General features: G+C 67.4%; 23 protein-coding genes. 18 read left to right on the top strand and 5 right to left on the bottom strand.

The genetic code is table 11. The features are described from left to right. The first annotated feature begins 68 nt into the window (after positions 1-68). A complete protein-coding gene (locus F1599_RS10290) occupies positions 69-671 on the top strand; it encodes a DUF1439 domain-containing protein (RefSeq protein WP_149318809.1) in 603 nt (200 codons plus the stop codon). Positions 672-884: 213 nt separating this feature from the next. Here the strand turns inward: F1599_RS10290 and F1599_RS10280 are convergent, their stop codons facing one another. The 5 genes from F1599_RS10280 to F1599_RS10260 form a co-directional block, all read right to left on the bottom strand. Beyond that, positions 885-1679 carry a peptidylprolyl isomerase gene (locus tag F1599_RS10280; RefSeq protein ID WP_149318808.1) on the bottom strand — a complete coding sequence of 265 codons (795 nt, stop codon included), beginning with the start codon at positions 1677-1679 and terminating at the stop codon, positions 885-887. A 75-nt stretch (positions 1680-1754) separates the two neighbouring features. Next, entirely contained in the window at positions 1755-2084 is a 330-nt protein-coding gene (locus F1599_RS10275) for a BolA family protein (protein ID WP_223819562.1), read from the bottom strand. A 16-nt stretch (positions 2085-2100) separates the two neighbouring features. Then, a complete protein-coding gene (locus tag F1599_RS10270) occupies positions 2101-2664 on the bottom strand; it encodes a septation protein A (RefSeq protein WP_149318807.1) in 564 nt (187 codons plus the stop codon). An 86-nt stretch (positions 2665-2750) separates the two neighbouring features. Further along, positions 2751-3191, bottom strand: coding sequence for a peptide-methionine (R)-S-oxide reductase MsrB (gene msrB, locus F1599_RS10265; protein WP_149318806.1), 441 nt, complete (start codon positions 3189-3191; stop codon positions 2751-2753). Between the two features lie 118 nt (positions 3192-3309). Then, a complete protein-coding gene (locus tag F1599_RS10260) occupies positions 3310-4977 on the bottom strand; it encodes a YdiU family protein (RefSeq protein WP_395895288.1) in 1668 nt (555 codons plus the stop codon). A gap of 439 nt (positions 4978-5416) precedes the next feature. On the opposite strand from F1599_RS10260, the gene F1599_RS10255 reads away from it, so the two are divergent. From F1599_RS10255 to F1599_RS10175, 17 genes are all read left to right on the top strand, one after another. Next, positions 5417-7042: a 3-(methylthio)propionyl-CoA ligase gene (locus tag F1599_RS10255; RefSeq protein WP_150082975.1), complete on the top strand. Its 1626-nt coding sequence runs from the start codon at positions 5417-5419 to the stop codon at positions 7040-7042. Between the two features lie 158 nt (positions 7043-7200). After that, positions 7201-8439, top strand: coding sequence for a branched-chain amino acid ABC transporter substrate-binding protein (locus F1599_RS10250; protein ID WP_149318803.1), 1239 nt, complete (start codon positions 7201-7203; stop codon positions 8437-8439). 169 nt (positions 8440-8608) lie between these two features. After that, the gene (locus F1599_RS10245; RefSeq protein ID WP_150082973.1) at positions 8609-9556 is read left to right on the top strand and encodes a branched-chain amino acid ABC transporter permease; all 948 of its coding nucleotides are present in this window, start codon (positions 8609-8611) and stop codon (positions 9554-9556) included. A 4-nt stretch (positions 9557-9560) separates the two neighbouring features. Next, entirely contained in the window at positions 9561-10874 is a 1314-nt protein-coding gene (locus F1599_RS10240; protein ID WP_149318802.1) for a branched-chain amino acid ABC transporter permease, read from the top strand. Continuing rightward, entirely contained in the window at positions 10871-11695 is an 825-nt protein-coding gene (locus F1599_RS10235; protein WP_149318801.1) for an ABC transporter ATP-binding protein, read from the top strand. Before F1599_RS10240 ends, F1599_RS10235 begins: the two co-directional genes overlap by 4 nt. Next, entirely contained in the window at positions 11695-12408 is a 714-nt protein-coding gene (locus tag F1599_RS10230; protein WP_149318800.1) for an ABC transporter ATP-binding protein, read from the top strand. Before F1599_RS10235 ends, F1599_RS10230 begins: the two co-directional genes overlap by 1 nt. A 322-nt stretch (positions 12409-12730) precedes the next feature. After that, positions 12731-14812 (top strand): 3-hydroxyacyl-CoA dehydrogenase NAD-binding domain-containing protein, encoded by a 2082-nt coding sequence (locus tag F1599_RS10225; RefSeq protein WP_150082971.1) that lies wholly within the window; start codon positions 12731-12733, stop codon positions 14810-14812. A 35-nt stretch (positions 14813-14847) separates the two neighbouring features. Continuing rightward, a complete protein-coding gene (pncA, locus tag F1599_RS10220; protein ID WP_150082970.1) occupies positions 14848-15495 on the top strand; it encodes a bifunctional nicotinamidase/pyrazinamidase in 648 nt (215 codons plus the stop codon). Positions 15496-15576: 81 nt separating this feature from the next. After that, entirely contained in the window at positions 15577-16755 is a 1179-nt protein-coding gene (locus F1599_RS10215; protein WP_150082969.1) for an acetyl-CoA C-acyltransferase, read from the top strand. Positions 16756-16885: 130 nt separating this feature from the next. Further along, entirely contained in the window at positions 16886-17311 is a 426-nt protein-coding gene (locus tag F1599_RS10210) for a PaaI family thioesterase (RefSeq protein ID WP_149318938.1), read from the top strand. 79 nt (positions 17312-17390) lie between these two features. Continuing rightward, entirely contained in the window at positions 17391-19256 is a 1866-nt protein-coding gene (locus F1599_RS10205) for an acyl-CoA dehydrogenase (protein ID WP_150082968.1), read from the top strand. Positions 19257-19316: 60 nt separating this feature from the next. Then, on the top strand, positions 19317-20099 hold the full coding sequence (locus F1599_RS10200) for an SDR family oxidoreductase (RefSeq protein ID WP_149318795.1): 783 nt from the start codon (positions 19317-19319) through the stop codon (positions 20097-20099). 19 nt (positions 20100-20118) lie between these two features. After that, the gene (locus tag F1599_RS10195; RefSeq protein ID WP_149318794.1) at positions 20119-20565 is read left to right on the top strand and encodes a PaaI family thioesterase; all 447 of its coding nucleotides are present in this window, start codon (positions 20119-20121) and stop codon (positions 20563-20565) included. Between the two features lie 211 nt (positions 20566-20776). Next, positions 20777-22042: a serine hydrolase domain-containing protein gene (locus tag F1599_RS10190; protein WP_223819561.1), complete on the top strand. Its 1266-nt coding sequence runs from the start codon at positions 20777-20779 to the stop codon at positions 22040-22042. 70 nt (positions 22043-22112) lie between these two features. Beyond that, positions 22113-23123: an NADP-dependent oxidoreductase gene (locus F1599_RS10185; RefSeq protein ID WP_150082967.1), complete on the top strand. Its 1011-nt coding sequence runs from the start codon at positions 22113-22115 to the stop codon at positions 23121-23123. A 68-nt stretch (positions 23124-23191) separates the two neighbouring features. Then, positions 23192-24046, top strand: a complete 855-nt coding sequence (locus F1599_RS10180) for a class II aldolase/adducin family protein (protein ID WP_150082966.1) — start codon at positions 23192-23194, stop codon at positions 24044-24046. Between the two features lie 106 nt (positions 24047-24152). Then, positions 24153-25055, top strand: coding sequence for an SDR family oxidoreductase (locus tag F1599_RS10175; protein WP_150082965.1), 903 nt, complete (start codon positions 24153-24155; stop codon positions 25053-25055). Positions 25056-25113: the final 58 nt, after the last annotated feature.

Genomic DNA, 25113 nt, shown 5'->3' with positions numbered 1-25113 from the left:
GATTTGCCGATGGTGGAACGCCGGGACGCCGCCCGGGTCTGACCGAGGTGACCACTCCAGCATCGCGCATGTCTTCGATCTCTTCGCATGGCCGCCGCCGGGGCATCCGGCGACCCTTGGCGGCCACGGCCGCCGCCGCGGCACTGGGCCTTGGCGTCCTGTCCGGCGCGGCCCTTGCCGGCTACAACATCTGGACCGGCGAATACACCTTCACCAGGCAGGAGCTGCAGCGCGCCGTCGAAGGCCGCTTTCCGGCGACGCTGCGCTATGCCCAGGTGCTCGACGTCCGGCTGACCCGGCCGCGGCTGACGCTCGATGCGGTGGGCAACCGGATCACCACGCAGGTCGACGCGCAACTGACCAACAGCCTGCTGCCGGCGCCGCCGGTCAATGGCACGCTGGCCCTGAACAGCGGCTTGCGCTACGACCCCGTCAAGCGTGCCGTGCTGCTCGACAACCCGACCGTCGAGCAGGTCCAGGTCGACGGCGTGCCGGGCCAATACAGCGCGCAGCTCAATGCGGTGGGCAATCTGGTGGCGCAGGAACTGCTGAAGGACTATCCGCTGCACACCTTCAAGCCCGAGGAACTGCAGGTCAACGGCAAGCAGGTCGAGCCCGGCGCGATCACCGTGACGGAGGACGGTATCGCGGTGAAGATCGAGACGAAGTAGGGGGCGGAGATCGCGCGGGGCGAATGCCCGCATTGGGCGGCAAGGCCCCAAGGCCCCAAGGCCCCAAGGCCCCAAGGCCCAAGGCCCAAGGCCCAAGGCCCAAGGCCAAAGGCCAAAGGCCCAAGGCCCAAGGCCCCAAAGAAAAACCGGCGCATGAAGCGCCGGTTTTCTCGTCGACGCCCGGCCTTGACCGGGGCGCCAGGGCAGGCAGCCTTACTGGATCTTGGCCTTGTCCCGCAGCGACTTCATCATCGACTGGAACTGCTCGCGCTGCCAGTTCTGGTCGCTCATCAGCATCTGCTGCAGCTGCGGCTTGGCTTCCTCGAAGGTCGGGATCTTGGTCTCGCGCTCGTCCTCGAGCAGGATCACGTGCCAGCCGAACTGCGTCTTGACCGGGGTCTCGGTCATCTGGCCCTTCTTCAGACCGGCCATCGCGGCCGAGAACTCGGGCACATAGCTGTTGCTGCTGGCCCAGTCCAGATCGCCACCGTTGGCGGCCGAGCCGGGGTCCTTCGACGAGGCCTTGGCCACGTCGGCGAACTTGGCGCCGCCCTTGATCTTGGCGATGATGGCCTGCGCTTCCGACTCCTTCTCGACCAGGATATGGCGGGCGCGGTATTCCTTGCCGTTGCCGAACTGAGCCTTGATCTTGTCGTACTGCTTGCGCAGCTCGGCATCGCTGGTGCCGTGGGTGCGCACATAGTCCTCGAACACCGCGCCGGCCAGCACGTTCAGGCGGGCCTGTTCCAGCTGCTCCTGCACGTCCGGGTTTTGCGTCACGCCACGCTTGGTCGCTTCCTGCACCAGCAGTTCGCGATCGATCAGCATGTTGCGTGCGCGATCCCGCAGCTCCGGGGAATCCGGCTGGCCGGTGCCGGCGATCAGCTTGTCGAGCTTGGCCGACGGAATGCCCTTGCCATTGACGACGGCGGCATTCTGGGCGAGTGCGGGCAAGCTGCCAGCGGCAAGCACAGCCGCCAGGCTGAACGAGAGGACAGTGGTCTTCATGGAATCAGTGTTGGGAAGTCTGGGGAAGGCTGGACGATTATGCAGAGGCTTGTGCAGACACCGCGCGGATGATGGTCATTGCGCGGAATACTCTTGCTCGGTGAATGCGGACACTGCCAGGGCATGGATCCGCATGGGGAAGAGACTGCGCAGCGCATCATACACCATGCGATGCCGGGCAACCCGGCTCGCGCCGGCGAAGCGTTCGCTGACGATGGTGACATGATAGTGGCCGCCGCCCGAGGCGGCGCCCGGATGGCCGGCGTGCAGCGCGCTGTCGTCGCGCACAGTCAGTTGCGAGGGGGCGAGTTCGGCGCGCAGCAGGGCATCGATCTGCGCGGCGGTGTCGCCGGCGGCGCTGTGGGGGGTACCTTCGGCAGGCAACGAAGAAGAGACGTCGTTCATGGTTCGATGGCCCCGCTCAATCGCGGGCGCTTTCCTGCGCTTTTTCCGGCGCGTTTTCGTGCATATGGCGCGACAGCCAGAGGCTTTGCGCGACGATGAAGACCAGCATCAGGCCCATGCTGCCGAACAGCTTGAAATTGACCCAGATGTCGGTCGAGAACTGGTAGGCCACCCACAGGTTCAGCACGCCCATCACGGCGAAGAAGCCGGCCCAGGCGGTATTGAGGCGGCCCCAGACCGGATCGGGCAGCTTGACGGACTTTTCCATCATGGCGCGGATCAGGTTCTTGCGCCAGATCGCGGCGGACGCCAGCAGCGCGACCGCGAACAGCCAGTACAGCACGGTCGGCTTCCACTTGATGAAGGTCTCGTTGTGCAGCAGCAGCGTGGCGCCGCCGAACACCACGATGATCAGCAGGCTGATCCACTGCATCGGTTCGACCTTGCGGTGGCGCAGCCAGACCCAGCCGATCTGCACGATGGTCGCCGCGATGGCGACCGCCGTGGCGGCGAAGATGCCCGCCAGCTTGAAGGTGACGAAAAACAGGATGACCGGGAACAGGTCGAACAGAAATTTCATGCGGGTCCGTCAGGGGAAGGCGATGCCGGCGGGCGGCATCGCGGAATCGTTATCGTGGGGCCTGGCCGCAGGGTCGGCGCCGCGGGTCAGCCAGGGTTGCCGGATTTGCCGGCGTCGTCGGCGTCGCCCGGTTCGGGCTCGCGGTCGTCGAATTTTAGCGCAGCCGAATTGATGCAATAGCGCAGGCCGGTCGGCGCGGGGCCATCCTCGAAGACATGGCCCAGGTGGCTGCCGCATTCCTTGCAGCGCACCTCGATGCGGACCATGCCGTGGCTGCGGTCGACCTGCTCGTCGATCACCTCACCGTTGATGGGCCGGAAATAGCTGGGCCAGCCGCAGCCGGCGTCGAACTTGGTGGTGGACTCGAACAGCGGCGTGCCGCAGCCCACGCAGCGGTAGATGCCGGGCTCCCAGTGGTCCCAGTAGCGGCCGGTGAAGGCGCGTTCGGTGGCGGCCTCGCGCGTGACCCGGTATTCGATGTCGGACAGTTGCGCGCGCCATTCGGCTTCGGTCTTGTTGACGGGCATGATGCGGATCCTCGTTGGGGGACGATCGGACGGTCGGTGTTTGGGGGCGATTTCGGTCTATATCGGCCAATATCGGGCGATGCCAGAACGATCGGTGCGGTCAGGTCGATCAGGTCGATCAGGACGAACAGCTTACCTCGATACCGGACGCCCAGTCGGGCGGCAACGCGGCATACGACTCGGCCTCGGGTTGCTCGTCGAACGGCCGCGACAGTACCGCCAGCAGCCGCTGCACTTCGCTGAAGTCCTTCTCCTTGGCGCGCTGGATCGCCACCTCGGCCAGATGGTTGCGCAGCACGTACTTCGGATTGACGGCCAGCATCGACACCGCGCGGGCCGCGTCGTCCGAGTTCTCGGCGCGCAGGCGGGCACGGTAGCGCTCGGCCCAGGCGTCCCAGCCGGCGCGGTCCATGAACAGGTCGCGCACGGGCGCGTCGCGGCTGCCGTCCGCCGAGGAGATGCGGGCGAGGTTGCGCCAGAACAAGGTGTAGTCGACCCGCTGGGTATGCAGCAGGCGGAACAGGTCGGTCAGCAGCGCCTCGTCCGCGCTGTCGTCGATGCCGGTGCTGGCCAGGCCCAGCTTGGCGCGATAGAGCTGGAAGAAGCGCAGCGCATAGCGGCCGCGGAAAGGATCGAGCCCGGCATGCGCAGCTTCGATCGCGGCCTCCTTGGCGGTCTCGGTGGGCGCCTGCCCGTCCTCGCGCTCGAGCCACAGCGGCAGCAGCGCCTGCGCCAGGCAATGCAGGTTCCAGAAGCCGACCTGCGGCTGCTGGCTGTAGGCATAGCGGCCCTGGTTGTCCGAGTGGTTGCAGATATGGTTGGCGTCGAAGGCGTCGAGAAAGCCGAACGGGCCGTAGTCGATGGTCAGGCCGAGGATCGACATATTGTCGGTGTTCATCACGCCGTGACAGAAGCCCACGGCCTGCCACTGGGCCATCAGGTCGGCGGTGCGCAGCGACACCTCGCGCAGCAGCGCCTGGTAGGGGCTGACGGTCTCGCCGCCGACGCGGTCGCGGCATTCCGGCATGAAACGGTCGATGACGAAGTCGGCCAGCTGGCGCAGCGCGGCCACGTCGTCGTGCGCGGCGAAATGCTCGAAGTGGCCGAAGCGGATGAAGGTCGGCGCCAGGCGCGTCACCACCGCGGCGGTCTCGATGGTCTCACGGCGCACCGGCGCGTCGGAGCCGACGATGCACAGTGCGCGCGTGGTCGGAATGCCCAGCGCGGCCATCGCCTCGGAGCACAGGTATTCGCGGATCGACGAGCGCAGCACCGCGCGGCCATCGCCCATGCGCGAATACGGCGTCTTTCCCGAGCCCTTCAGCTGGATCTCCCACGGACCGTTCGCGGTCTGCGCCTCGGCCAGCCGGATCGCGCGCCCGTCGCCGAGCTGGCCCGCCCAGACGCCGAACTGATGGCCCGAGTAGACCGTCGCCAGCGGATCGGCCCAGCCGGGCACGCGGTTGCCGATGAAGATCTCGGCGAAGTCCTGCAGCGGTGGCGCCTGGTCGGGACTGGTCGCGTCGCCCGCTTGCCAGCCGAGCAGTTCCGCCGCGGCCGGGGCCACGGCGACCAGGTAGGGCGAGGGCAGCGGGGTCGGCTGCAGGCGCGTGAAGAAACGCTCGCCGAGCGCGGCAAAACCGGGCGCCACGGAGAAGGGAGGTTCGCTCGGGGCGGGATTCGCGCTCGTCCCGGCCGAAGCGTCGAGTCCGGTGAAAACGAGGGAATCGTCGGACGTCGGAGTGGATCCCGACGGAGGCAAAGCGGAAGACGGACGAGAGGACATGAGATCAGGGCCTTGGCATCACGCGCCGGGCGGGCAGGGGCTGGGACCGGCGCGGTGCAACAGCCTGCAATCGGTGGCCTGCCTGGAAGTGCGCTTGCAGGCTAGGGAAAACGACATGTTGAGGTGCAACATGGCTGGCAGTATTGTACTTGCACGCCGCATTTTCCCTGGTCTGACCGCGGCGCCGCGGCCGGTGTTCCCGCTTGTACCCGCTTATTCCCGCTGGTTCCCATCGCGGCGCGGCCATCACCGGCAGTCTTCCCGTCATGTCGCCCGCTGGCACGCCCGCAGTGCACCGGGGTAGTGCATGAACGGGCAGCGCGAGCGTGATTGTCGACGCCTTCCGCTGGAAGGTTTTTGTCGGCCTAAAAAAAGAACGATTGTTCGCTTCTCGGCCTCGCCGCGGCGGACATGGCAACCGATACAGGAGACCATTCCCATGGCATTGATGGGACAAATGATGGGCGCGCCGCTGCTCATTTCCTCCATCATCACCCACGCCGCCCGCCATTACGGCAGCACCGAAATCGTTTCGCGGCGCACCGAAGGGGATCTCCACCGCTATACCTACCGCGATTGCGAGCTGCGCGCCCGCAAGCTGGCGCAAGCGCTGGGCAAGCTGGGCGTGCAGCCCGGCGAGCGGGTCGGCACGCTGGCGTGGAACGGCTACCGCCATCTCGAGATCTATTACGCCGTGTCGGGGATGGGGTCGGTCTGCCACACGATCAACCCGCGGCTGTTCCCCGAGCAGCTCGCCTATATCGTCAATCACGCCGAGGACCGCTACGTCTTCTTCGACCTGACCTTCCTGCCGCTGGTCGAAGGCCTCGCGCCGCATTGCCCGCAGGTCAAGGGCTGGGTGCTGATGAGCGACCGGGCGCATCTGCCGGCCGAATCGAAGCTGCCGCTGCTGTGCTACGAAGATCTGCTCGAGAGCCAGGACGGCGACTACAGCTGGCCGAGCTTCGACGAGAACACCGCGTCCAGCCTTTGCTACACCTCCGGCACCACCGGCAATCCGAAGGGCGCGCTCTATTCGCATCGCTCCACGGTGCTGCATTCGTATGCGTCGGCGCTGCCGGACGCGCTCGGCTGCTCGGCCAAGGACGTGATCCTGCCGGTCGTGCCGATGTTCCACGTCAATGCCTGGGGCCTGCCGTACTCGGTGCCGCTGGTCGGCGCCAAGCTGGTGTTCCCCGGCGCCAAGCTCGACGGCGCCTCGCTGTACGAGCTGTTCGAGCAGGAGCAGGTCACCTTCTCGGCCGGCGTGCCGACGGTCTGGCTCGGCCTGCTGCAGCACGTGCAGGCCAACAAGCTGCGCTTCTCCAGCTTCAAGCGCACGGTGATCGGCGGCTCGGCCGCGCCGCCGGCGATGATCAAGGCGCTGAACGCGCTCGACGTCGAGGTGATCCATGCCTGGGGCATGACGGAGATGTCGCCGCTGGGCACCACGTGCAAGCTGCTGAACAAGCATCTGGCGCTGCCGCCCGAGCAGCAGCAGGCCATCCTGGAGAAGCAGGGGCGCGTCATCTACGGCGTCGACATGAAGATCGTCGACGGCGAGGGCCGCGAGCTGCCGTGGGACGGCAAGGCCTTCGGCGACCTGATGGTGCGCGGTCCGTGGATCATCGACCGCTATTACCGCAGCGACAGCTCGCCGCTGGTCGACGGCTGGTTCCCGACCGGCGACGTCGCCACCATCGATGCCGACGGCTACATGCAGATCACCGATCGCAGCAAGGACGTGATCAAGTCCGGCGGCGAATGGATTTCGTCGATCGACGTGGAGAACGTGGCCGCGGCGCATCCGGCGGTGCATATGGCCGCCTGCATCTCGGTCCACCATCCCAAGTGGGACGAGCGGCCGCTGCTGGTGGTGATGAAGAAGCCCGGCACCGAGCTGACGCGCGAGGAGCTGCTGGCCTTCTTCGAGGGCAAGGTCGCCAAATGGTGGATCCCGGACGATGTGGCCTTCGTCGACGAGATCCCGCTGACGGCCACCGGCAAGATGCAGAAGCTCAAGCTGCGCGAGCAGTTCAAGGACTATCGGCTGCCGACGGCCTGACGCAGGGCCGTCGCAGAGCACGTGCAGCAGCGGCGGCGCCCTCGGTGGCGCCACCGTAGAAGCAAACGGGCCCATGGGAAAAGCCGCGCGACAAGCGGCAGCCCGGGTCGCCCGCTCATCACGATAGCCAACGAGAGAAAGAGAGAAGGAGACAAACCATGATCAGATTGCGTCCGCTCGTCGCCGGTGTGGCATTGCTCGCTGCGCTGGGCCCGGGGGCCGCCGCGGCGGATACGGTGAAGATCGCGTTCATCGATCCGCTGTCGGGCCTGATGGCGCCGGTCGGCCAGAACCAGCTCAAGAGCTGGCAGTACGTCGCCGAGCTGGCCAATCAGAAGAACTGGGCCGGCGGGCACAAGTTCGAGGTCGTGGGATTCGACAACAAGCTGTCGCCGCAGGAGAGCCTGACGATCCTGAAGCAGGCGGTCGACCAGGGGATCCGCTACGTGGTGCAGGGCAACGGCTCGTCGGTCGGCCTGGCGCTGCAGGACGCGGTGGCCAAGCATAACGAGCGCAATCCCGGCAAGGAAATCATCTACCTGAACTATGCGGCAGTCGATCCGGACATGACCAACTCGAAATGCAACTACTGGCATTTCCGTCTGGACGCCAACTCCGACATGAAGATGGAGGCGCTGACGACCTACCTGGCGCAGGACCAGAACGTCAAGAAGGTCTACCTGATCAACCAGAACTACTCGTTCGGCCACCAGGTCGCGCGCGCCGCCAAGGAATATCTGAAGCGCAAGCGTCCCGACATCCAGGTCGTCGGCGAGGACCTGCACCCGCTGGCGCAGGTCAAGGACTTCTCGCCGTACGTGGCGAAGATCAAGGCCGCCGGCGCCGATACCGTGATCACCGGCAACTGGGGCAGCGACCTCGCGCTGCTGATCAAGGCCGCCAAGGACGCCGGGCTGAACGCCAACTTCTACACCTACTACGCGGCCACCACCGGCGTGCCGACCGCGATGGGCGCGGCCGGCGCCGAGCGCGTGCGCTATGTCGGCTACTACAACCCGAACAACAAGGGCTTCCGCGGCTCGGAGGTCATCGAAGGCTACGAGAAGAAGTACAACGACGACTTCTACGTGATGGCCTCGTACACCGGCATCGCGATGCTCAGCAAGGCGTTCCAGACCGCCAAGTCGACCGACCCGGTCAAGGTCGCCAAGGCGCTCGAGGGCATCAAGGTCGAGAGCATGAACGGCACCGTCGAGATGCGCGCGACCGACCACCAGGCCCAGCAGCCGCTGACCATCGCCACCTGGACCAAGGTCGACGGCAAGGAAGTCAAGTACGACCAGGAAAACACCGGCTACGGCTGGAAGACCAACGCGGTGCTGGACGCGCATGTCGCCGCCCAACCCACCTCCTGCCAGATGAAGCGTCCAGGCTGATTTCCGGACGCGCCACGCGCGGCGCGCCCGTGGAGTCGATGCCCGCCAGTGCCGGTGGTATGCTGCCGGCCCCTGGGGGCACAGATACGGCCGCCGCGCCCGCCCTCGCTTCGCCTTCGCCGGCCAGCGGCGCATGCCGCCAGCCCGGCGCCAGATGGAAGGACTGGCTGTGGAATTCTTCATCATCTCGCTGTTGAACGGCATCAGCTACGGGCTGCTGCTGTTCATGCTGTCGTCGGGCCTGACGCTGATCTTCAGCATGATGGGCGTGCTGAACTTCGCGCATGCGAGCTTCTACATGCTCGGCGCCTATTTCGCCTATTCGATCTCGACCACGATCGGCTTCTGGCCGGCGCTGATCGTCGCGCCGCTGCTGGTGGCGGTGGCGGGCGCGCTGGTCGAGCGCTTCGGCCTGCGGGCGGTGCACAAGTACGGCCACGTCGCCGAGCTGCTGTTCACCTTCGGTCTGGCCTACCTGATCGAGGAGGGCGTCAAGCTGGTGTGGGGTTTGGCCGCGGTGCCATACCGGATCCCGGCCGAGCTCGACGGTCCGCTGTTCACGGTCTTCACCTCGGCCTTCCCCAAGTACCGCGCCTTCATGATGCTGGTGTCGCTGGCGATGCTGGTGGCGATCTACCTGGTGCTGACGCGCACGCGCATCGGGCTGGTGATCCAGGCCGCGCTGACGCATCCCGAGATGGTCGAGGCGCTGGGCCACAACGTGCCGCGCGTCTTCATGCTGGTGTTCGGCGGCGGCGCGGCGCTGGCAGGCCTCGCTGGCGTGATCGGCGGCAATGCCTTCGTCACCGAGCCGTCGATGGCGGCGGCGGTCGGCTCGATCGTATTCGTGGTGGCGGTGGTCGGCGGCATGGGCTCGCTGGTCGGGGCGTTCATCGCGTCGATCCTGATCGGGCTGCTGCAGACCTTCGCGGTCACCATCGACGCGTCGCTGGCCGGCATGTTCAATTCGCTGGGGCTGAACGTGACCAGCGAAACGCCGTTCTATTCGCTGTGGCGGCTGACGGTGGCGCAGGTCGCGCCGGTGCTGCCGTATCTGCTGCTGGTCGTGATGCTGATCTTCCGCCCGCGCGGCCTGATGGGAACCCGGGAGAGCTGAGGCGATGGAATCGACGATGCAACGCACGCAAGACACCGCGCTGAGCGGCGGCACGATGCGCTACCGGCCGCTGAATCTGGGCCGCTGGGTGCTGTGGGGCACCACGGCGCTGCTGATGCTGGTGCTGCCGCTGATCTTCACCGGCGGGTTTGCCATCACGCTGATGTCGCAGATGGGCATCATGATCGTGTTCGCGCTGTCGTACAACATGCTGCTCGGCCAGACCGGCATGCTGTCGTTCGGGCACGCGGTCTACTCGGGGCTGGGCGCGTTCATCGCGGTCCATGTGCTGAACATGGCCGGCGCCGGCACGGTGTGGATGCCGGTGTCGCTGCTGCCGCTGGTCGGTGGCCTGGCGGGCGCCTTCTTCGGCGTCATCTTCGGCTACGTGACCACCAAGAAGTCCGGCACGACCTTCGCGATGATCACGCTGGGCATCGGCGAGATGGTGTTCGCCAGCTCGCTGATGTTCCCGGAGTTCTTCGGCGGCGAGGGCGGCATCTCGACCAACCGCGTGGTCGGCGAGCCGTTCCTGGGCATCACCTTCGGGCCGGGCCGGCAGGTCTATTACCTGATCGCGATCTGGTGCCTGCTGTCGATGGCGGCGATGTACGCATGGACGCAGACGCCGCTGGGCCGCATCGCCAACGCGGTGCGCGACAACCCCGAGCGCGCCGAATTCATCGGCTACAACACGCAGCGCGTGCGCTACCTGGTGCTGATCCTGTCAGCGTTCTTCGCCGGCATCTCGGGCGCGCTGGCGGCCATCAACTTCGAGATCGTGTCGGCGGAGAACGTCAGCGCGGTGCGCTCCGGCGGCGTGCTGCTGGCCGCCTTCATCGGCGGCGCCGGCTTCTTCTTCGGGCCCATCATCGGCGCGGTAGTGTTCGTGCTGTTCGCGGTCGCGCTGTCGGACCTGACCAAGGCCTGGCTGCTCTACCTGGGCCTGTTCTTCGTGCTGATGGTGATGTTCGTGCCGGGCGGGCTCGCCAGCCTGCTGATGATGCAGCTGCCGCTGGTGGCGCGCGGCAAGTTCCGCCAGATGCTGCCGTCCTACGGGCTGTGCGCGCTGGCCGGGGTGGTGCTGCTGGCGGCGATCATCCTGACGGTCGAGCTGGTCTACAAGGTGCAGGTCGACAGCGCCAACGGCACCGCGATGTCGCTGTTCGGCATTGCGTTCGACGCCGGCACGCTGGCGCCGTGGGGCGTGGCGGCCGCGCTGTGGCTGGTGGGGCTGGCCGCATGGCGCTTCACGGTGGGGCAGGCGCGCCTGCGTTGGGACAAGGTGCAGGCGGAAATCGCGGGAGGAGCGGCATGAGGCGGGATACCACGGCGGCGCTGGAACTGACCGATGTGCGCAAGCGCTTTGGCCAGACCGAGATCATCCGCGGCGTGACGCTGAACATCGCGCGCGGCGAGCGCCATGCGCTGATCGGTCCCAACGGCGCGGGCAAGTCGACCACCTTCAATCTGATCTCGGGCCGCTTCGCGCCGACCTCGGGCTCGGTGCGGCTCAATGGCGAGGAGATCGGCGGCCTGCAGCCCTTCGTGATCAATCGCAAGGGGCTGTCGCGCAGCTTCCAGATCACCAACATCTTCCATCGGCTGACGGTGTTCGAGAACCTGCGCTGCGCGGTGCTGTGGGCGCTGGGCTACAAGTACTCGTTCTGGCACCGGCTGTCCGAGCTGCGCGACGCACGCGAACGGGCCGAGGAGGTGCTGGAGCTGATCGGCCTGCAGCACCGGCGTCATACGCAGTCGGGCCTGCTGACCTACGCGGAGCAACGCGCGCTGGAGATCGGCATCACCATCGCCGGCGGCGCCGACGTGATCCTGCTGGACGAGCCGACCGCCGGCATGAGCCGCTCGGAGTCGGACCATGCGGTCGAGCTGATCCGCAAGGTGACCGTGGGCAAGACGCTGGTGATGGTCGAGCACGACATGAGCGTGGTGTTCGGGCTGGCGGACCGCATCTCGGTGCTGGTCTACGGCGAGGTGATCGCGACCGGCACGCCCGAGGCCATCCGCAACGATCGCCGCGTCAAGGAGGCCTACCTGGGCACGACGCTGGACGAGGGCGAAGGCGGGGGCGAAGGCGCGGGCGCGGTGGGCGCAAGCGCAAGCGAGGGGGCGCACTGATGGGCAAGCGCATGCTGGAAGTGCAGGGGCTGCACGCCTACTACGGCAAGAGCCATATCCTGCATGGCGTCGATCTGCATATCGACGAGGGTGAGATCGTCGCGCTGCTGGGGCGCAACGGGGTCGGGCGCTCGACCATGGCCAAGGCCATCCTCGGCATGGTCAAGTCCGAGGGCTCGGTGCGCTTTCGCGGCGACGAGATCCTCGGGCGGCGCACCTTCGAGATCGCGCATCTGGGTGTGGGCTACGTGCCCGAGAACCGCGACATCTTCCCCACGCTGACGGTGCGCCAGAACCTGCTGCTGGGCGAGAAGCCGAATCCGCGCCAGAGCCGGCCGCGCTGGAGCACCGACGACATGTTCGCGCTGTTCCCGCGCCTGAAGGAGCGCGAGAACACGCCGGCCGGCGTGCTGTCCGGCGGCGAGCAGCAGATGCTGACGCTGTGCCGCACGCTGATGGGCGACCCCGACCTGGTGCTGATCGACGAGCCCACCGAAGGGCTGGCGCCGATGATCGTCGCCCAGGTCGCCGACTACCTGAAGGTGCTGAAGGAGCGCGGCGTCTCGGTGCTGCTGATCGAGCAGAAACTGGCGATCGCGCTCGACATCTCGCAGCGCGTCTACGTGATGGGCCACGGCCATATCGTCTTCGAGGGAACGCCAGCCGAACTCAAGGGCAATGCGCAGGTGCGCAAGGAGTGGTTGGAGGTTTGAGGGCCCCAGAACAGGCTGTTGAAGAGGCCGCTAAAGAGGCTGTGAAGCGGCTGTTATCGACCGCTTCCGTTTCGACCATGCATGCCATGAAGGCGCGCCATGCAGCCCCCGCATGGCGTGCTTTTTTTGTGCCTGCAGCGGCGAATTTCTCCTCCAAAATAGAAATTGAACGACCGTTCTATTTTGTGTATGCTTGTTTCGCTGCGCCTCCCGGGCCGGCCGCTCGCGCGTACCATTCCAGGGGTGCCCATGGCGCAGCCGAAGTAAAAACAATATTCGAGAATTCGAATCCCGAGACAACCAAGACACCAAAGGAACCAGCATGACAGCGCAGTATCAGGTTCAGGACGGCATCGCCGTCATCACGCTCGACAATCCCCCTGTCAACGGCCTGGGTCACAGCACCCGGCTTGGCATCGTCGAAGGCATGACCCGTGCGCTGGACGATGCCGCGGTCAAGGCGGTCGTCATCACCGGCGCTGGCAAGGCGTTCTCGGGCGGCGCCGATATCCGCGAGTTCAACACGCCGAAGGCGACGCAGGAGCCGACGCTGCATTCGGTGATCAAGGTGATCGAGAATTCGACCAAGCCGGTCGTCGCCGCGGTGCATTCGGTGGCGATGGGCGGCGGTCTGGAGCTGGCGCTGGGCTGCAACTACCGCGTCGTCGCCAAGGGTGCGCAGATCGCGCTGCCCGAAGTCAAGCTGGGCATCCTGCCGGGCGCCGGCGGCACGCAGCGCCTGCCGCGCGTGATCGGCCTGGAGGCCGCGCTCAACATGATCGTGACCGGCAATCCGGTACCGTCGGAGAAGTTCGCCGGCACCAAGCTGTTCGACGAGATCGTGGAAGGCGACGTGCTGCCCGCCGCGATCGCCTTTGCGCGCAAGGCGGCGTCCGCGCCCGGCCCGCACCCGAAGGTGCGCGACCTGAAGGTGCGCCATGAAAACGCCGAGGGCTTCCTCGCCTTCGCCAGGAACACCGTTGCCGCCGTGGCGAAGAACTTCCCGGCGCCGGGCAAGTGCGTCGAGGCCGTGGCCGCTTCGCTCAAGCCCTTCGACGAGGGCCTGCGCCTGGAGCGCGAAGGCTTCATGTTCCTGGTCAATACGCCGGAATCGCGCGCGCTGCGCCATGCCTTCTTCGGCGAGCGCGCCGCCAGCAAGATTCCCGACGTGCCGTCGGACACGCCGACCCGCAAGATCGAGAAGGTCGCCGTGATCGGTGCCGGCACCATGGGCGGCGGCATCTCGATGAACTTCCTGAACGCGGGCATCCCGGTCACGGTGCTGGAAACCAAGCAGGAAGCGCTGGACCGCGGCGTGGCGACGATCCGCCGCAACTACGAGAACAGCGCCAAGAAGGGCAAGCTGACGCAGGAGAAGGTCGAGCAGCGCATGGGTCTGCTGTCGACCACGCTGTCCTATGACGACATCAAGGACGCCGACCTGATCATCGAGGCGGTGTTCGAGGAAATGGGCGTCAAGGAAACCGTGTTCAAGAAGCTGGACGAAGTCGCCAAGCCCGGCGCGATCCTGGCCTCGAACACCTCGACGCTCGACGTCAACAAGATCGCCTCGTTCACCAAGCGTCCGCAGGACGTGGTCGGCATGCACTTCTTCAGCCCGGCCAACGTGATGAAGCTGCTGGAAGTGGTGCGCGGCGACAAGACCGGCAAGGACGTGCTGGCCACGGTCATGCAGGTCGCCAAGAAGATCAAGAAGACCGCGGTGGTGTCGGGCGTCTGCGACGGCTTCATCGGCAACCGCATGATCGAGCAGTACAGCCGCCAGGCCGGCTATCTGCTGGACGAGGGCGCGCTGCCCGAGCAGGTCGACAAGGCGATCGAGAAGTTCGGCTTCGCGATGGGTCCGTTCCGCATGGGCGACCTGGCCGGCAACGACATCGGCTGGGCGATCCGCAAGCGCCGCGCGGTGGAAAAGCCGGACATCCAGTATTCGAAGACCGCCGATCTGCTGTGCGAGATGGGCCGTTTCGGCCAGAAGACCGGCGCGGGCTGGTACGACTACAAGCCGGGCGACCGCAAGCCGTATCCGAACCAGCAGGTCAACGAGATGATCGTCCAGCATTCCAAGGATCTCGGCATCACGCGCCGCAAGATCTCGGACGAGGAGATCGTCGAGCGCCTGGTGTACGCGCTGGTCAATGAAGGCGCGAAGATTCTCGAGGAAGGCATTGCCTCGAAGGCCTCGGACATCGACATGGTCTACCTGACCGGCTACGGCTTCCCGCTGCATCGCGGCGGCCCGATGCTTTACGCGGACCAGGTCGGCCTGTACAACGTGCTGCTGTCGATGCAGCGCTATGCCAAGGGCTACCACGGCGAAGCGTGGGAGCCGGCGCCGCTGCTCAAGAAGCTGGCGGCCGAGGGCAAGGGCTTCAACGGCTGAGGGGCGACGGCGGCCACGGCGACAACGGCGACGCGATGGACACGACCTTGCGCAGACGCTTCGGCAACAGCGATTGCCTGCTGGTGATCGATGTGCAGAACGACTTCATGCCCGGCGGCGCGCTCGCCGTGCCCGAAGGCGACCAGGTCGTGCCGGTGATCAACCGGCTGGCCGAGGCGTTCACGCATGTGGTGCTGACGCAGGACTGGCATCCGGTCGACCACGTGTCGTTCGCGGTCAACCATGCCGGCGCGGCGCCGTTCCAGACCACCACGCTGCCGTATGGCGAGCAGGTGCTGTGGCCCGCGCACTGCGTGCAGGGGCAAGCGGGCGCCGAGCTGCATCCGCAACTGGCGGTGCCGCACGCGCGGCTGGTGATCCGCAAGGGCCATCAGCGCGAGGTCGACAGCTATTCCGCCTTTGTCGAGGCGGATCGCACGACCCCGACCGGGCTGGCCGGCTATCTGCGCGAGCATGGCGTGCGCCGGGTCGTTTGCGTTGGACTCGCGACCGACTACTGCGTGGCCTGGAGCGCGCTGGACGCGCGCGCCGCGGGCTTCGACGCGGTGGTGGTCGAGGACGCCTGCCGCGCGATCGACCTGAACGGATCGCTGGACGCCGCCTGGGCGAGCCTCGCCAAGGCGGGCGTCGGCAGGATGCGCGCCGCCGAGCTGCTGAGCTGACATGGCTCGCGCGAGGGCGCGGGCACCGAGACATCGAGACATCGAGACACACCAGACACCGAGAATACTGAGGAGCAACAAATGAACGAGGCAGTGATCGTATCGACCGCACGGACCGGTCTGGCCAAGAGCTGGAAGGGCGGCTTCAACATGACGCACGGCGCCACCCTCGGCGGCCATGTGGTCCAGCACGCGATCGCGCGCGCCAACATCGAGCCGGGCGAGGTCGAGGACGTGCTGATGGGCTGCGCCAATCCCGAAGGCGCGACCGGCGCCAATATCGCGCGCCAGATCGCGCTGCGCGCCGGCTGCCCGGTGACGGTGCCGGGCGCCACGGTGAACCGCTTCTGCTCGTCGGGCCTGCAGACCATCGCGATGGCCGCGCAGCGCGTGATCGCCGACGAGGGCGACATCTTCGTGGCCGGCGGGGTGGAGAGCATCTCCTGCGTGCAGCAGGAAATGAATCGCCACATGATCCAGGAAGGCTGGCTGGTCAAGAACAAGCCGGAGATCTACTGGAGCATGCTGCAGACCGCGGAGAACGTCGCCAAGCGCTACAACATCCCGCGCGAGCGCCAGGACGAGTACGGCGTGCAGAGCCAGCTGCGCGCGGCGGCGGCGCAGGAGGCCGGCAAGTTCAACGACGAGATCGTGCCGCTGACGGTGCTGGCCGGCGTCGCCGACAAGGCCACCGGGCAGCTGGTGACGCGCGAGGTCACGGTCTCGGCCGACGAAGGCATCCGCCCGGACACCACCTACGAAGGCGTGTCGAAGATCCGCACCGCGATGCCCGGCGGCGTGATCGCGGCCGGCAATGCGTCGCAGTTCTCCGACGGCGCTTCGGCCGCGGTGGTGATGAACGCGAAGCTGGCGGAGCAGCGCGGCCTGAAGCCGCTCGGCGCCTTCCGCGGCTTCGCGGTGGCCGGCTGCGAGCCCGATGAAATGGGCATCGGCCCGGTGTTCGCGGTGCCCAAGCTGCTGAAGAAGGCCGGCCTGAAGGTCGAGGACATCGGCCTGTGGGAGCTGAACGAGGCGTTTGCCGTGCAGGTGCTGTACTGCGCCGACAAGCTGGGCATCCCGATGGACCGCCTGAACGTCAACGGCGGCGCGATCGCGGTGGGCCACCCCTACGGCGTCTCGGGCGCGCGCCTGGTCGGCCATGCGCTGATCGAAGGCAAGCGCCGCGACGTCAAGTACGTGGTCGTCACCATGTGCATCGGTGGCGGCCAGGGCGCGGCCGGGCTGTTCGAGGTGCTGTAAGCCGAGGCCGCCGGTGTCCGCACCGTCCGCCACACCGTCCGCCGGCTCGGCCGGGTCCACAGGGCCTGCAGGGTCCACCGGTCCGGCGGGCTCCGCCAACGAGCCCGGCGAGCGCGGCCAGCCGCGCGACCTGGGCGCGTCGGGCGACCTGCTGGCGCACGGCCGCGCGATCCTCGCCGAGCAGCCGTTCTCGGTGCTGCTCGGCGCGGAGCTGACCGCGCTGACGCCGCAGCGGGCCGAGCTGCAACTGCCGCTGCGCCAGCCTTTGCGGCAGCAGCATGGCTTTGCCCACGGCGGCGTGGTCAGCTATCTGGCCGACAACGCGCTGACCTATGCCGGCGGCGCCGCGATGGCGGCGCCGGTGGTGACCTCGGAATACAAGATCAATTACGTACGCCCCGCGCTGGGCGAGCGCTTGATCGCGCGTGCCGAGTGCGTCAGCCGCGGGCGGCAGCAGGCCGTGGTCCGTTGCGATGTCTTTGCCGTCCAGGACGGCGAGGAAAAGCTGTGCGCGGTCGCGCAGGGCACCATCGCGCGGATGGGCGAGGCGGGCTGAGCGGTCCTTCCGGCGGCGATGCGGACGGCGACGTCCGCATTCTCCCCATTCATTCCCATCCCAAGGAGCGGCCATCGCCATGTCGTTGATCCTTTCCCGCCGCGACCTCGATTTTCTGCTCTACGAGTGGCTCGATGTCGAAACGCTGACGCGCATCCCGCGCTATGCCGACCACTCGCGCGAGACCTTCGACGCCGCGCTCGATACCTGCGAGAAGATCGCCACCGATCTGTTCGCGCCGCACAACAAGAAGAACGACCAGCAGGAACCGCATTTCGACGGCGAGACCGTCACCATCATCCCCGAAGTCAGGACCGCGCTGAAGGCGTTCTGCGAGGCCGGCCTGATGGCGGCCGGGCAGGATTACGAGCTGGGCGGCATGCAGCTGCCGGTGGTGGTCGAGAAGGCCGGCTTCGCGTATTTCAAGGGCGCCAACGTCGGCACCAGCTCCTATCCCTTCCTGACCATCGGCAACGCCAACCTGCTGCTGACGCACGGCACGCCGGCGCAGATCGACACCTTCGTCAAGCCGGAGCTGGAAGGGCGCTTCTTCGGCACCATGTGCCTGTCCGAGCCGCAGGCCGGCTCGTCGCTGTCGGACATCACCACGCGCGCCGAGTACGAGGGCGAATCGCCGCTGGGCGCGCAATACCGCCTGCGCGGCAACAAGATGTGGATCTCGGCGGGCGAGCACGAGCTGTCCGACAACATCGTGCATCTGGTGCTGGCCAAGATCCCCGGCCCGGACGGCAAGCTGATTCCCGGCGTCAAGGGCATCTCGCTGTTCATCGTGCCCAAGTTCCTGGTCAATGCCGACGGCTCGCTGGGCGAGCGCAACGATGTCGTGCTGGCCGGCCTGAACCACAAGATGGGCTATCGCGGCACCACCAACTGCCTGCTGAATTTCGGCGAGGGCACGCGCTACCGGCCCGGCGGCAAGGCGGGGGCGATCGGCTATCTGGTCGGGCAGCCGCACCAGGGCCTGGCCTGCATGTTCCACATGATGAACGAGGCCCGCATCGGCGTGGGCCTGGGCGCGGTGATGCTCGGCTATACCGGCTATCTGCACGCGCTGGACTACGCGCGCAACCGGCCGCAGGGCCGGCCGGTCGGCCCCGGCGGCAAGGACCCGTCGAGCCCGCAGGTCAAGCTGGTCGAGCATGCCGACGTGCGCCGCATGCTGCTGGCGCAGAAGAGCTACGTCGAGGGCGGGCTCGCGCTGAACCTGTACTGCGCGCGGCTGGTCGACGAAGAGCGCGCCGCGGCCACCGCAGGGGATACGGCCGAGCATCAGCGCCTCGCCTTGCTGCTCGACATCCTGACCCCGATCGCCAAGAGCTGGCCGTCGCAATGGTGCCTGGAGGCCAACAGCCTGGCGATCCAGGTGCATGGCGGCTACGGCTATACGCGCGAGTACAACGTCGAGCAGTTCTATCGCGACAACCGCCTGAATCCGATCCACGAAGGCACGCACGGCATCCAGGGGCTGGACCTGCTCGGGCGCAAGGTCGTGATGAAGGAGGGCGCCGCCTTCAAGGCGCTGGGGCAGGTGGTGCAGGCCACCATCGAGCGCGCGATCGCGAGCGGCGACGAGGCCCTGGGCACGCATGCGCGGGCGCTGGCGGCGCGCGTCGCGCGGCTGGCCGACGTCACGGCCCAGCTGTGGGCGGCCGGCGATCCGGCGGTGACGCTGGCCAATGCCTCGGTCTATCTGGAGGCGTTCGGCCACGTGGTGGTTGCCTGGATCTGGCTGGAGCAGGCGATGCTGGCACAACGCGCGCTGGCGGCGCTGCCGTCGGGCCATGCGGACGCGGACTTCTATCGCGGCAAGCTCGCGGCGGCGGACTACTTCTTCCGCTGGGAACTGCCGAAGGTCGGCCCGCAGCTCGATCTGCTGGCGTCGCTGGACCGCACCACGCTCGACATGCAGGACGCCTGGTTCTAGGACCGGCGCATTCACCAGCACCCACGAGACATCGGACACGCAGGACAAGGAGGGGACACCATGAAGACGATCGCACAGCTGTTCGATCTGAAGGGGCGCACCGCGCTGATCACCGGCGGCTCGCGCGGGCTCGGGCTGCAGATCGCCGAGGCGCTGGGCGAGCAGGGCGCGCGGCTGGTGCTGTCGGCGCGCAAGGCCGACGAGCTGAAAGCCGCGCAGGAACATCTGAAGGCGCGCGGCATCGAGGCCGACTGGATCGTCGCGGACGGCTCGCGCGACGACGAGATCGCGCGCCTGGCCGACGAGTCGCTGGCGCGCCTGGGCCACGTCGACATCCTGGTCAACAACGCCGGCGCGACCTGGGGCGCGCCCGCCGAGGACCACCCCGTCGAGGCCTGGGACAAGGTGATGAACCTGAACGTGCGCGGGCTGTTCCTGCTGACGCAGCGCATCGGCAAGCAGTCGATGATTCCGCGCCGCTATGGCCGCATCATCAACGTGGCTTCGATCGCTGGCCTGGCCGGCAATCCGCCGGGCACGATGGAGACGATTGCCTACAACACGTCCAAGGGCGCGGTGGTCAATTTCACGCGCACGCTGGCGGCCGAATGGGGCGAGCACAACATCACCGTCAACGCGCTGGCGCCGGGCTTCTTCCCGTCGAAGATGACGCAGGGCTCGCTGGCGCGCCTGGGCGTCGACAAGATGTGCGAGGGCGTGCCGCTGCATCGGCTGGGCGACGACGAGGACCTGAAGGGCGCCGCGCTGCTGTTCGCGACCGAGGCCGGCAAGCACATCACCGGCCAGATCCTGGCGGTCGATGGGGGCGTCAGCGCGATTTGAACCAAAGGACCACCACACCATGACCGAGCCCCGCAAAGGCTTCCCGATTCCGATTCCCTTCGTCGACGACCTCGGCCTGCGCTGCACGCACATGGGCGGCGGCGTCAGCGAGCTCGAGCTGGAGATCGAGCCGCGCCATCACAACGGCTGGGAGATGGCGCACGGCGGCGTGCTGATGACGCTGCTGGACGTCGCGATGGCGGTGGCCTGCCGCTCGGCCGATACCGAGGACGGCCGCGGCGTGGTCACCATCGAGATGAAGACCAGCTTCATGGCGCCGGGGCGCGGCACGCTGATCGCGCGCGGCGACTGCGTGCATCGCACCACCTCGATGGCGTTCTGCGAGGCGGAGATCGTCGACGCCGACGGCAAGCTGGTGGCGCGCAGCTCGGGCACCTTCAAGTACGTGCGACGCTCGCCGCCGCAGCGCGCCGAGACCGCGCCGGATGCGGGCGCCGACGGCTGACCGCAGACCGCAGATCGCTGCGCGGCCCGCGCAGCGCGGCACCCACCGAATCCAAAGAGAAAAAACAAATGGAGACACCATGCAGGCCAATCGACGCGGGCGTACGCGCCTTCGCCAGATCGTTCGTCGAATCGCTCGGCGCATCGTTTGTCGTAGTGTCCGCCGTTTCGTCCCCTCGCCGCTGCCCATCGCGGCCGTGCTGCTGACTGCCATGGCGATCCCCACGCAAGCACAGACGCCGCCGGCGCGCACCTATGCCGACGCGGCGGCCACCGATCCCGTCACGCTCGGATGGATGCAGGGTTTTCCGCCGGCGCCGGACAAGGTCATCAGCTTCAGCGGCAAGAGCAACGGCTTCCCGCGCCACCGCTGGACCTTCTCGCACGTGCGCGAGCTGGTGCCGACCGTCTCGGTGTGGCGCGGCCCGGGCCCCGTGTCCGCGCTGCCGCGCGCCGAGCGCGACATCGGCGGCGTGCCCTTCGTCGATGCCGACGGCACGCGCCGCACCTTCGCCGACATGCTGGCGCTGACCTATACCGACGGCATCCTGGTGATGCACAAGGGCAAGGTCGTCTACGAGAAGTACTTCGGCGCGCTGCAGCCGCAGCTGCCGCACGCGGCGTTCTCGATCACCAAGAGCTTCGTCGGCACGCTGGCCGCGATGCTGGCCAACGAGGGCAAGCTCGATCCGGCCGCGCCGGTCACGCGCTACGTGCCGGAGCTCGCGGACACCGCCTATGGCGACGCCACCGTGCGCCAGGTGATGGACATGACGATCGGCGTCAAATTCTCCGAGGACTACGCCGATCCGAAGGCCGAGGTCAACGACTATGCCCGCGCCGGCGGCATGATTCCGCGCGCGCCGGACTATGCCGGCCCGCGCTCCTTCTACGAATTCCTGACCACGCTGCGCAAGGAGGGCGAGCACGACCAGGCCTTCGCCTACAAGACGGTCAACGCCGAGGTGCTGGCGTGGATCGTGCAGCGCGCCTCGGGCGTGCCGCTGCCGAAGCTGATGTCCGACAAGCTGTGGCAGCCGCTCGGCGCCGAGGAGGACGCCTACTTCACAGTCGACAGCATCGGTACGCCGGGTGGCGGCGGCGCGATCAGCACCACGCTGCGCGACCTGGCCCGCTTCGGCGAGGCGATGCGCAATGACGGCCGCTTCAACGGCCGCCAGGTGATCCCCGCCGCGGTGGTTGCCGAGGTGCGCGGCGGCGGCGACCGCGCGAAGTTCGCCAAATCGGTCTATGCTCATCTGCCTGGCTGGAGCTACCGCGACATGTGGTGGGTCTCGCACGACGACCACGGCGCCTTCGAGGCCCGCGGCATCTTCGGCCAGCGCATCCATATCGATCCGAAGGCCGAGATGACCATCGTGCGCTACGCCTCGCATCCGATCGCCGGCAATGCCGCCAACGACCCGATCACGCTGCGCGCCTATCGCGCGCTGGCGCTTGCGCTGATGCAGCGTTGATGCCGCGCGGATCCCGAAGCCAACACCCAGCCCAACAACGTCCAACGACCACCTGACAAAGGAACGTCCCATGTCCGATACCTACAAGCGCATCGTCCTCGCCTCCCGTCCCAGCGGCGCCGTCTCGCCGGACAACTTCCGCCTCGAGCAGGTGCCGGTGCCGGAGCTGGCCGACGGCCAGGTGCTGGTCCGCAACCACTATCTGTCGCTCGACCCGTACATGCGCGGCCGCATGAACGAAGGCAAGTCCTACGCGACGCCGCAGCCGCTGAACGAGGTGATGATCGGCGGCACCGTCGGCGAGGTGGTGGCCTCGCGCAATCCGAAGTACGCGGTCGGCGACAAGGTGCTGGGCATGTTCGGCTGGCAGGAGATGGGCGTCAGCGACGGCAGCGGCATGCAGAAGGTCGACACCAGCCGGATCCCGCTGTCGGCCTACCTGGGCGCGGTCGGCATGCCCGGCGTCACCGCCTGGTACGGCCTGAACCGCATCATCGCGCCGAAGGCCGGCGAGACCGTGGTGGTCAGCGCGGCCTCGGGCGCCGTCGGCAGCGTGGTCGGGCAGCTGGCGAAGATGGCGGGCTGCCGCGCGGTCGGCATCGCCGGCGGCAAGGAGAAGTGCGACTACGTGGTCAACGAGCTGGGCTTCGATGCCTGCGTCGACTACAAGGCGGCATCCGATCCCAAGGCGCTGTACACGATGCTGAAGGAAGCCACGCCGCAGGGCGTCGACGGCTACTTCGAGAACGTCGGCGGCGAGATCCTCGACGCCGTGCTGTCGCGCATGAATCCGTTCGGCCGCATCGCGGTCTGCGGCATGATCGCCGGCTATGACGGCGAGCCGCTGCCCCTGAAGAATCCGCAGCTGATCCTGGTGTCGCGCCTGAAGATCGAGGGCTTCATCGTCTCCGAGCACATGGAGGTGTGGCCGCAGGCGCTGTCCGAGCTCGGCGGCGCGGTGGCGCAGGGCAAGCTCAAGTTCCGCGAGAGCGTGGCGCAGGGGCTGGAGAGCGCGCCCGAGGCCTTCATGGGCCTGCTCAAGGGCAAGAACTTCGGCAAGCAGCTGGTCAAGCTGATCTGATCGGCCGGCCCCGGTTATCGGCTGCCCGATATCCGCTATCCGCTATCCGCTATCCGCAGGAGACCGCGATGAACGCTCCCATCCCGGCACCGCAACGTGCCAGCCGTGCCGACGAGATCGGCGCCGATCTGCCGGAAGAAATCAAGGCGAAGTACCGCGTGCTGCCGCGCCCGCCGCGCTTCGAGACCCATGCCGAGGAGCGCCTGCATCGCAAGCAGCGGCTCGCGGCGGCCTTCCGGCTGTTCTCGAAGTTCGGTTTCGACGAGGGCGTGGCCGGCCATATCACCGCGCGCGACCCCGAGTTCACCGATACGTTCTGGGTCAATCCGTTCGGCGTGCATTTCAGCCAGGTCAAGGTATCGGACCTGATCCGCTGCGATCACCACGGCAACGTGGTGGAGGGCGATCATCCGGTCAACGCCGCCGCCTTCGCGATCCATTCGCGCGTGCACCAGACGCGCGAGGACGCGGTCGCCGCCGCGCATTCGCACAGCACCTATGGGCGCGCCTGGTCGACCCTGGGCCGGCTGCTCGATCCGCTGACGCAGGACGTCTGCGCCTTCTACCAGGACCATGCCGTCTATGACGACTTCGGCGGCGTGGTGGTGGAGCTTGACGAAGGCCAGCGCATCGCCAATGCGCTGGGGCCCAACAAGGCCGTGATCCTGCAGAACCACGGGCTGCTGACGGTGGGCCGCACGGTCGACGAGGCGGCCTGGTGGTTCATCACGATGGAGCGCTCGTGCCAGGTGCAGCTGCTGGCCGAGGCCGCCGCCGCGCGCACCGGCGGCGCGCCGAAGACGATCTCGGACGCTGCCGCGCGCCAGGCGTATTCGATCGTCGGCACCGCGCAGGCTGGCTGGTTCCAGTTCCAGCCGCTGTACGCGCGCATCGTCAAGGAGCAGCCCGACCTGCTCGATTGAGGCAGGAAGGGCCGGAGAGACCGGCGCGCGGAAGCCCGCCAGCAGAGCGGGCCAGCGGGAAACCGCACCGAAACGGGAGCGCGCCGGCATCCAGAAGGAGACCACGATGAAGCAGTTCCAGGAAAGAGTGGCCGTGATCACCGGCGGCGCGTCGGGATTCGGCAAGGAATTCGCGCGCCTCGGCGCGGCGCTGGGCATGCGGCTGGTGCTGGCCGACGTCCAGCAGGACGCGCTCGACGCCACCGTGGCGGAGCTGCGCACGCAGGGCGCCCGCGTGATCGGCCTGCGCGTCGACGTATCGAAGGCCGAGCAGGTGCAGGCGCTGGCCGATGCCGCGATCGAGGCCTTCGGCGAGGTCAACCTGCTGTTCAACAACGCCGGCGTCGGTGCCGGCGGCCTGGTCTGGGAGAACTCGCAGAAGGACTGGGACTGGGTGCTGGGCGTGAACCTGCACGGCGTGATCCACGGCGTGCGCATCTTCACGCCGCTGATGCTCGAGGCCGCCGCGCGCGACGCCTCGTACGAGGGCCATATCGTCAATACAGCGTCGATGGCCGGCCTGCTGAATCCGCCGGCGATGGGCATCTACAACGTCTCCAAGCATGCGGTGGTGTCGCTGTCCGAGTCGCTGTATCAGGACCTGGCGCTGGTGACCGAACAGGTGCATTGCTCGCTGCTGTGCCCGTATTTCGTGCCGACCGGCATTCACCAGTCGCACCGCAATCGCCCGGCCGACCTCAGCAACGAGGCCCCGCCGACGCGCTCGCAGCTGGTCGCGCAGGCGCTGTCGGACAAGGCGGTCACCTCGGGCAAGGTCAGCGCGGAGGACGTGGCGCGGATGACCTTCGACGCGATCCGCGAGCAGCGCTTCTACATCTATTCGCATCCCCACGCGCTGGCGCCGGTGCAGCAGCGCTTCGAGGACATCGTCGGCCAGCGCAATCCCGGCGATCCGTTCGCCGGCAAGCCGCAGGTGCGGGACGAGCTGGTGGCGGCGCTGCGCGGCTGAGGCGGGCGATTCGCGCGCAGGCACGGAGCGTGCATCGGCACGGCCGGCGCCGCGTCCG

Origin of the sequence: Cupriavidus cauae (genome assembly GCF_008632125.1) — a bacterium.
In the GTDB taxonomy this organism is placed as follows: Bacteria; Pseudomonadota; Gammaproteobacteria; order Burkholderiales; family Burkholderiaceae; genus Cupriavidus; species Cupriavidus cauae.
This window is presented reverse-complemented; position numbering and strand designations above follow the sequence as displayed.